Source organism: Streptomyces sp. NPDC019224 (assembly GCF_040632605.1).
Classification (GTDB): domain Bacteria; phylum Actinomycetota; class Actinomycetes; order Streptomycetales; family Streptomycetaceae; genus Streptomyces.
This window is the reverse complement of sequence record NZ_JBEYCF010000009.1, coordinates 168,236-175,012: the sequence shown is the minus strand read 5'-3', so window position 1 is coordinate 175,012 and position 6,777 is coordinate 168,236. Positions and strand designations below refer to the sequence as shown.

The following is a 6,777-nucleotide window of genomic DNA, read 5'->3' as shown; positions in this document are numbered from 1 at the left end:
CGCCCCCGTGACCTTCGGGGGGGCCCCCCCCCCCCGGGCGGGGGGGGGCGCCCCCCCCCCCCCTCGTCCGCTCTCCCTTCCGCGTTATGCCGCCGAGCGGAAGGCGGGCAGGTAGCCGCCCGACTGGCCCTCGGGCTTCGGGTGGTACGAGTTGTAGACGGGGACCGAGACGCTGTGCAGCCACGGGTCGCCGGAGCACAGTTCGTGTCCGGCGAACTCGTCGGCGACCCCGGAGAAGGCGAACCCGGCGTTCGCCGCCTGCTTGGCGATGACGCCGTTCAGCACGTCGGAGGCGTTGTTGATGGCTGTACGCGCCTTGTCGGACAGGCCGACGACGCAGCTTCCGCCGGTCTTGTAGAAGCGGGGATAGCCCAGCACCACGACATGGGCCTGCGGGGCCCTGGAGTGGATGGAGGCATACAGCGAACCCAGCCCCGATGGAAGAGTGTTGTTCATCTTCCCGATGGCCGCGTCCACGGCCGCGATGCACGCGGACTCGCCGGACAGTACGCAGTCCTGCATGACGTCGGCGAACCCGACGTCATTGCCGCCCGCGGTGACGCTCACCAGCGAGGTGGACGAGCTGAGCACCCCGAGCTGGCCGCTGGCCACGGTGCTCGTGGTGGCGCCCGAACAGGCGGCGAAGGTGAACGACGACGGCGAGTTCGCCGCCGCCCAGAGGTAGGGGTAGGCCTTGGTGCTGCGGCGGCAGTCACCGCTGTCGGACAGATAGCTTCCCGCGCCGACGCCGGACGAGTAGGAATCGCCCAGGGCGACGTACCCGCCGGCGGCGGCCGAGGCGGACGCCGAAGCCGGCTGGGCCAGACCCAGAGCGGCAGTGGCGACGAGGAGCAGAGTGGATGCGGACGCTCGTAATCTCCGTACTGACATGGCTGTCAGCCCTCCGAAGTGGGGGTGGGGGGTTGAGTGAGCGTCCCTGTTGTAGCAGCTCTTGGTACCAGTGGGTAACGACTCTGCGAGAATCCGCCGGAATTGCCCGAATGATCGGTCGGGAGTTATGGCTCCCCGCGTGGATAAACCTGCAAATCCCCCCGAGATGAAGGTTCTGCAGCGAATGGCTCATCGCGTCGCGGGGGTTGACAGCGCCTGGATGCGAGGCGCCCCCCTGGGGGGTGATTGAGCGTCACCAAATTTTCCGGATTCACCAGATAGGGGGAAGTGGGGCCCTCGGAGCGCTCATCGCGAGGTTGCGTGACTACTCTGAGTTATCGATAAAGGTGTCATGCCTGGAGGAAGCGTGCGAAATCTGACCACGGCAGCCATCGCCACGGCCTTGTTCGTCGGCGGCATGGGAACAGCGTTTGCCGGAGCCTGGCATCGCGTCCCTGAACTGAGGACCGATGGTGCCGCGTTTGTCGGTGGCTCCTACAAGTGGGAGTCCCGGGGTCGGAACCACGGTGGCTTCCATATCAGGGGGAGCCTGTCCGACACGGCGAAGAGCGATGGCCACAACATTTACGCACTGACCAAAGTGGAGGGTTACAGCTGGAATCGCTTCAACGGCAAGCAGGGCAGAGCGGTCCCATTCAACAAGGTCGTCTATGACGGGGCGGCACGGCTCACCAAGGAGGCATGGGTTCGCATGTGCCGCGACAGAGGCTCGATCCACCCGGACAACTGCTCGGTCACCAAGCACTACAAGAGGTAACCGCCCCAACACCGCGACGGCGCCGATGGGGCGTTGTCCGGCCTCCACGCCCCCTCCGGACCAAGGACTGCCAGAGAACGAGAGGTGCCGCTCATCATGGACGCCATCCTTCGCGCCACGGACGTGGAGCTGGTCTACGGCTCCCAACGCGCCGTGTGCGGAGTGGACTTCGCCCTGGGCGCAGGTGAGGTCTGCGCGATCATGGGCAGCAGCGGGTCGGGGAAGTCCTCGCTTCTCCACTGCCTTGCCGGAGTCGTGGCGCCCACTCGCGGTGACGTCTCCTTCGACGGAGTGCGGCTGGCGAGTCTTGATGACAACGAGCTGAGCACGGTGCGCCGGGAACGGTTCGGCTTCGTCTTCCAGTACGGCGAACTGCTACCGGAGTTGACCGTCGAGGAGAACGCCGCGCTTCCGCTGCGTCTGGCAGGCCGGCGCAAGGCGGCGGCGCATGAGGCGGCGGGGGAGGTCCTCGGACGGCTGGGCCTTGCGGAGCTGCGGCAGCGCAGGACGTCGCAGATCTCGGGAGGCCAGAGCCAACGGGTCGCGGTGGCACGGGCGCTCGTCCACCGGCCCGCCGTGGTCTTCGCGGACGAGCCGACCGGTGCCCTCGACAGTGCCAACGCCGATGCGGTGCTGGAAGAGTTCCTGGGCCTCGCGCGGTCTCAGGGCACGGCTGTGATCATGGTGACGCACGATGCCGCTGTGGCCGCCCGCGCGGACACCCGGTACACGATGGCCGATGGTGCCCTGACCAGGCGGGCAGTGCTGTGAGCGTGCGCCCCGCACCCACCCTTCTGATCGGGCTGCGGCTTCTGCGCGGAACCGGCCGGACCGGCCTGATGTGCTTTCTCCTGATGGCCCTGGGCTGCGCGATGGGCGTCTCCTGTCTTGCCGCCGTCCTGACCATCCCCGCGATCCTCTCGGCGCACGACAGCCGGGCCGCCGCGCGCGAACCGCAGCCGGTGACCGGTGTCCTGCATGCCCGGTCGGCCGAGGACACCGTCTTCCTGACACGCCAGGACCCTTACGGCTCACAGCCGTTCACCCGGGTATTCGTCGGGCACCGAGCCGGAGCCGAGCTTCCCCGTCCGCCCGGCATCGATCACCTGCCGAAGACCGGCGAGGTGCTCGTATCGCCGCGGCTGCGCGAGCTCCTGGCCGGACAACCCGGCCTCGCCGGTCTACTCCCCGGCCGGATCTCCGGCACGATCGGCCCCGAAGGGCTCACCGGTCCCGACGAGCTGTACGCGTACATCGGCCGCGCTCCCGGGCACATGCCTTCCTCCGCGCGGCCCCTGGCAGGCTTCGGTTCGTCCTGGCCACCGACCCCGGCTGTGGACTCGTCGACCCTGGACATCCTGCGCTTCGCCCTCGCCTGCCTCGTCCTGCTGCCCCTGGCCGTGTTCCTGTCCGTCTGTGCCAGGCTCTCCGCCGAGGCCCGGGCGCGTCGGCTGGCCGCGCTGCGTCTGCTCGGTCTCAGCGTGAAGGGCACCCTGCGGGTCAACGCCGTGGAGACGGGGGCCGCCGCCCTGCTCGGCGCGGGGCTCGGCGTCGGCGTGTACGCGCTGGCCAACGAGGTCTTCGCGGAGGTCGGCCTGCCGGGGCTCCAGTGGTATCCGTCCGACGGGCGACCCACCGCCACCGTCCTTGCCATCTGTCTGATCGGCTGCCCCGGCCTGGCCTGGCTCGTCGGACGCCGCCGCGCCCGTGAGGCCGCACTACGCCCGCTCCAGGTGCGGCGGGGCGCCCGGCCACGTCCCCCCAGGAAGTACGGGATGCTGCTTCTCCTGCCGGGGCTGGGCGTCATCTGCGGTTACTGCGTCCTCGGAGTCCTCGGCCACGACCCGTCCGAAGGACCGGCCAACGCGGTGCTCGTTCCCCTCGGCGTCCTGCTGACGGGAGCCGGTCTCGTCCTGGCACTCGCGCCGGTCACGGCCTGGCTCGCCCACCGGCTCGCCGGCACCACCCAGTCGCTTCCCCTGGCACTCGCCATGCGCCGCAACGAGGTCGAACCCGGCAGCTCCCTGCGGGTGGTCACCGGCCTGGTCCTCCTTGTCTACGCGGCCTCCCTCGCCCAGGGTCTCCTCGTCGAGCTTGCCCACATCAGCCGGCCCACCTCCCCCACCCAGGAGTACGCCCTCCCCCTCAGCGACCTGACGGAGGGCCAACGCGCCCGTATGCGCCAGGTCGAGGGCGCGAAGGGGCAGGCCGTCGTCATGGACTCCTGGACTCCGGAGGCAGATTTCGCCTCGCCCCGCATCACCGCCGTGGTCGCCGGCTGCGACCAGCTCGCGGCGTTCACCGCGGTACCACCTCGCGGCTGTGTGGACGGCAGGATCCAGCGCCTCACCGATTCCGACGTGGCCGAGGACCCCGATGTCCGGCCCGGCCATACCTACCCGTTCCTGCTAAACGCAACCGGCGGACGAGGGACCGGCGGGGATAAGTTCCACGTGACGCTGCCCCGCGACCCCCTCGTCATCCGGGCGCATCAGCCCTCGGTCTTCGTCGGCGCGGACGTGCTCATCCCGCCCTCCGCGCTCCCCGCCGGACAGCGGCCCGCGGAGGGCCGGTTCGTCCTGATGTCGAGTTCCGATCCGGACACCGTACGCAAGGTGCTCGACGGCGTCGGAGCCCTCGCGCCCACCGCCGAGGTCGAGGCCGTGGGTGTCAACGTGGAGGCATTGCAGCAGATCACCGTGGTCAAGAGTCTCCTCGCGGCCGGAATGGTCCTCGGTCTGGTCATCGGAGTCGCCGCCTTCGCCGTGTCCGCCGCGGACCGGGCCATGGAACGCCGAGGCCGCCTCGCGATGCTGAACCTCCTGGGCGCTCGTCCTCTGACCGTTCGCGCGGCTCAGTGCATCCAGGTCATGCTCCCGCTCGTCGTCGGCCTCGTGGGGGCCCTGGTCGCCGGCCGTCTCGCCGAATCCAGCTACCTGATCACCGGTGGCGGAACCGTCCACTGGGACGGCGACGGGCTCCCGCTCCTCGTGGTCTGCACGGCAGGAATCCTGCTCGCCGCCGCCCTGGCCTCCCTGCCGCTCACCCGGCGCCACATCGAACTCCAGCACATCCGACGGGACTGACCGGGGCCGGACGCGCCGCGGCCTTCCCACCCGACTGAGGCAGTAGGAGCCGGAGTCGAGTCCGGTCCAGGTGAGCGGCCGCGTCCACCGTGGCGTTGCCGGTGTGGAACCGGCCCGCGGACACACCTGTCACGACTCCGGTGCACTTGAAGGAGTCACCCACCGCGAACACGGTCGGGTTCCCCTCGGCCCAGGGGGCTTCCCGCCGGACTGACCTGCCCGCCGGGTCGCCGGCGTCGGCAACCGGGTCGAGGGCAACACCATCACGGGTAGCAGCGGCGCGAGAGTCCCGGAAACCACTCAGGGGCCTGATCCGATTTCTCGGATCAGGCCCCTGACCTGCTCTTGCGGCTGTCGGGGTGGCGGGATTTGAACCCACGACCTCTTCGTCCCGAACGAAGCGCGCTGCCAAGCTGCGCTACACCCCGATCGCCACCGGTCTCCCGGCGACATCGACAACTCTAGCCCACCGGCGCCCGGAGACGAAATCCGGTTTTGCCGTGATCGGAGGGGGCGGCCCCGTCAGAGGTCCCGGGGCGTCAGGGTGAGCAGGGTCGCCTCCGGGGGGCAGGCCACACGGACCGGGGCGTAGCGGCTGGTGCCACAGCCTGCCGAGACGTGGAGGTAGGCCCGGTTGCCGCCGGAGGAGTGGGCGGAGAGGCCCTTGACGCGGTCCGTGTCCAGGTCGCAGTTGGTGACCAGGGCACCGTAGAAGGGGATGCAGACCTGGCCGCCGTGGGTGTGACCGGCGAGGATCAAGGGGTAACCGTCCGTGGTGAACGCGTCGAGGGAGCGCAGGTACGGGGCGTGGACCACGCCGATCGAGAGGTCGGCGTCCGTCTCGGGGCCGCCGGCGACCTCGGCGTAGCGGTCACGCTTGATGTGCGGGTCGTCCAGGCCTGTGAAGGCCAGCTCGAGGCCGTCTACCTTGAGGCGACCGCGGGTGTTGGACAGGTTGAGCCAGCCCGCCTCGTCGAAGCCGTCGCGCATCGGCTCCCACGGGTTGTGGACGACACCGACCGCCGGGGCGTTGCCGTTGAGGCCGTGCCGACCCGACGCCTTCTCGAAGAGATAGCGGACCGGGTTGCGGAGCTTGGGGCCGTAGTAGTCGTTGGAGCCGAACACGTACACGCCCGGGAACTCCATCAGCGGGCCGAGCGCGTCCAGCAGCTCCGGTACGGCCTCGGGATCGGAGAGGTTGTCCCCGGTGTTCACGACGAAGTCGGGGCGCAGGCCGGCCAGCGACTGAAGCCAGGCGCGCTTCTTGCGCTGCCCGCTGACCATGTGGACGTCGGAGATCTGCAGGACCCGCAACGGACGTGCCCCTCGCGGGAGCACCGGGACCGTGACCCTGCGCAGGCGGAACGAGCGGACCTCGAAGCCTGCCGCGTAGGCGAGACCGGCGGCGCCGGCCGCGGCGGTGACCGCCGTGATTTTCAGGGGTACTCCGTAGCGTGCGCGCATGCGCCCATCGTCGCAGACGACGCGCACCCGCAGGAAAACAGGCGGGCGCCGGGCGCCCCGCACCTGCCACAATCACCCCATGACCACGCTCAAGTCCAAGCTCAAGGAAGACCTCACCACGGCCATGAAGGCGCGCGACGAGCTGACCTCGTCCACGCTCCGGCTGACCCTCACCGCGATCACCAAGGAGGAGGTCGGCGGCAAGACCGCCCGCGAACTCTCCGACGACGAGGTGCAGAAGGTGATCGCCAAGGAGGCCAAGAAGCGCCGTGAGGCTGCCGACGCCTTCGCCAAGGGCGGCCGGACCGAGCAGGCCGAGCGGGAGAAGAAGGAGGGCGAGATCCTTGATGCGTACCTCCCGCAGCAGTTGAGCGACGAGGAGCTGACCGCGATCGTGGCCTCCGCCGTCGACGAGGCGAAGGCCACCGGGGCCGAGGGGCCGCGCGCGATGGGCGCCGTCATGAAGATCGTCAACCCGAAGGTCGCGGGCCGGGCCGACGGTGGCCGGGTGGCCGCCACGGTGAAGAAGCTCCTCGCGGGCTGAGCGGAGCCGGCCGA

6 protein-coding genes and 1 tRNA gene are annotated in these 6,777 nt (G+C 69.9%); 4 read left to right on the top strand and 3 right to left on the bottom strand.

Annotation, left to right across the window (positions count from 1 at the left end):
- Positions 1–84: 84 nt before the first annotated feature.
- Complete coding sequence (locus tag ABZ564_RS08665) at positions 85–891, bottom strand: SGNH/GDSL hydrolase family protein (RefSeq protein WP_360851699.1); 807 nt, start codon at positions 889–891, stop codon at positions 85–87.
- A gap of 367 nt (positions 892–1,258) precedes the next feature.
- On the opposite strand from ABZ564_RS08665, the gene ABZ564_RS08660 reads away from it, so the two are divergent.
- The 3 genes from ABZ564_RS08660 (at position 1,259) to ABZ564_RS08650 (ending at position 4,755) form a co-directional block, all read left to right on the top strand.
- The gene (locus ABZ564_RS08660) at positions 1,259–1,669 is read left to right on the top strand and encodes a hypothetical protein (RefSeq protein WP_360851696.1); all 411 of its coding nucleotides are present in this window, start codon (positions 1,259–1,261) and stop codon (positions 1,667–1,669) included.
- A gap of 96 nt (positions 1,670–1,765) precedes the next feature.
- Complete coding sequence (locus ABZ564_RS08655) at positions 1,766–2,440, top strand: ABC transporter ATP-binding protein (protein ID WP_360851693.1); 675 nt, start codon at positions 1,766–1,768, stop codon at positions 2,438–2,440.
- Complete coding sequence (locus ABZ564_RS08650; protein WP_360851689.1) at positions 2,437–4,755, top strand: ABC transporter permease; 2,319 nt, start codon at positions 2,437–2,439, stop codon at positions 4,753–4,755. Before ABZ564_RS08655 ends, ABZ564_RS08650 begins: the two co-directional genes overlap by 4 nt.
- Before the next feature lie 354 nt (positions 4,756–5,109).
- On the opposite strand, the gene ABZ564_RS08645 is transcribed toward ABZ564_RS08650, so the two are convergent.
- Both ABZ564_RS08645 and ABZ564_RS08640 read right to left on the bottom strand, forming a co-directional pair.
- Positions 5,110–5,183: transfer RNA gene (locus tag ABZ564_RS08645), tRNA-Pro, on the bottom strand.
- A gap of 94 nt (positions 5,184–5,277) precedes the next feature.
- The gene (locus ABZ564_RS08640; protein ID WP_360851687.1) at positions 5,278–6,219 is read right to left on the bottom strand and encodes a metallophosphoesterase; all 942 of its coding nucleotides are present in this window, start codon (positions 6,217–6,219) and stop codon (positions 5,278–5,280) included.
- A 79-nt stretch (positions 6,220–6,298) separates the two neighbouring features.
- On the opposite strand from ABZ564_RS08640, the gene ABZ564_RS08635 reads away from it, so the two are divergent.
- Positions 6,299–6,763 (top strand): GatB/YqeY domain-containing protein, encoded by a 465-nt coding sequence (locus tag ABZ564_RS08635; RefSeq protein ID WP_360851684.1) that lies wholly within the window; start codon positions 6,299–6,301, stop codon positions 6,761–6,763.
- Positions 6,764–6,777 lie beyond the last annotated feature (14 nt).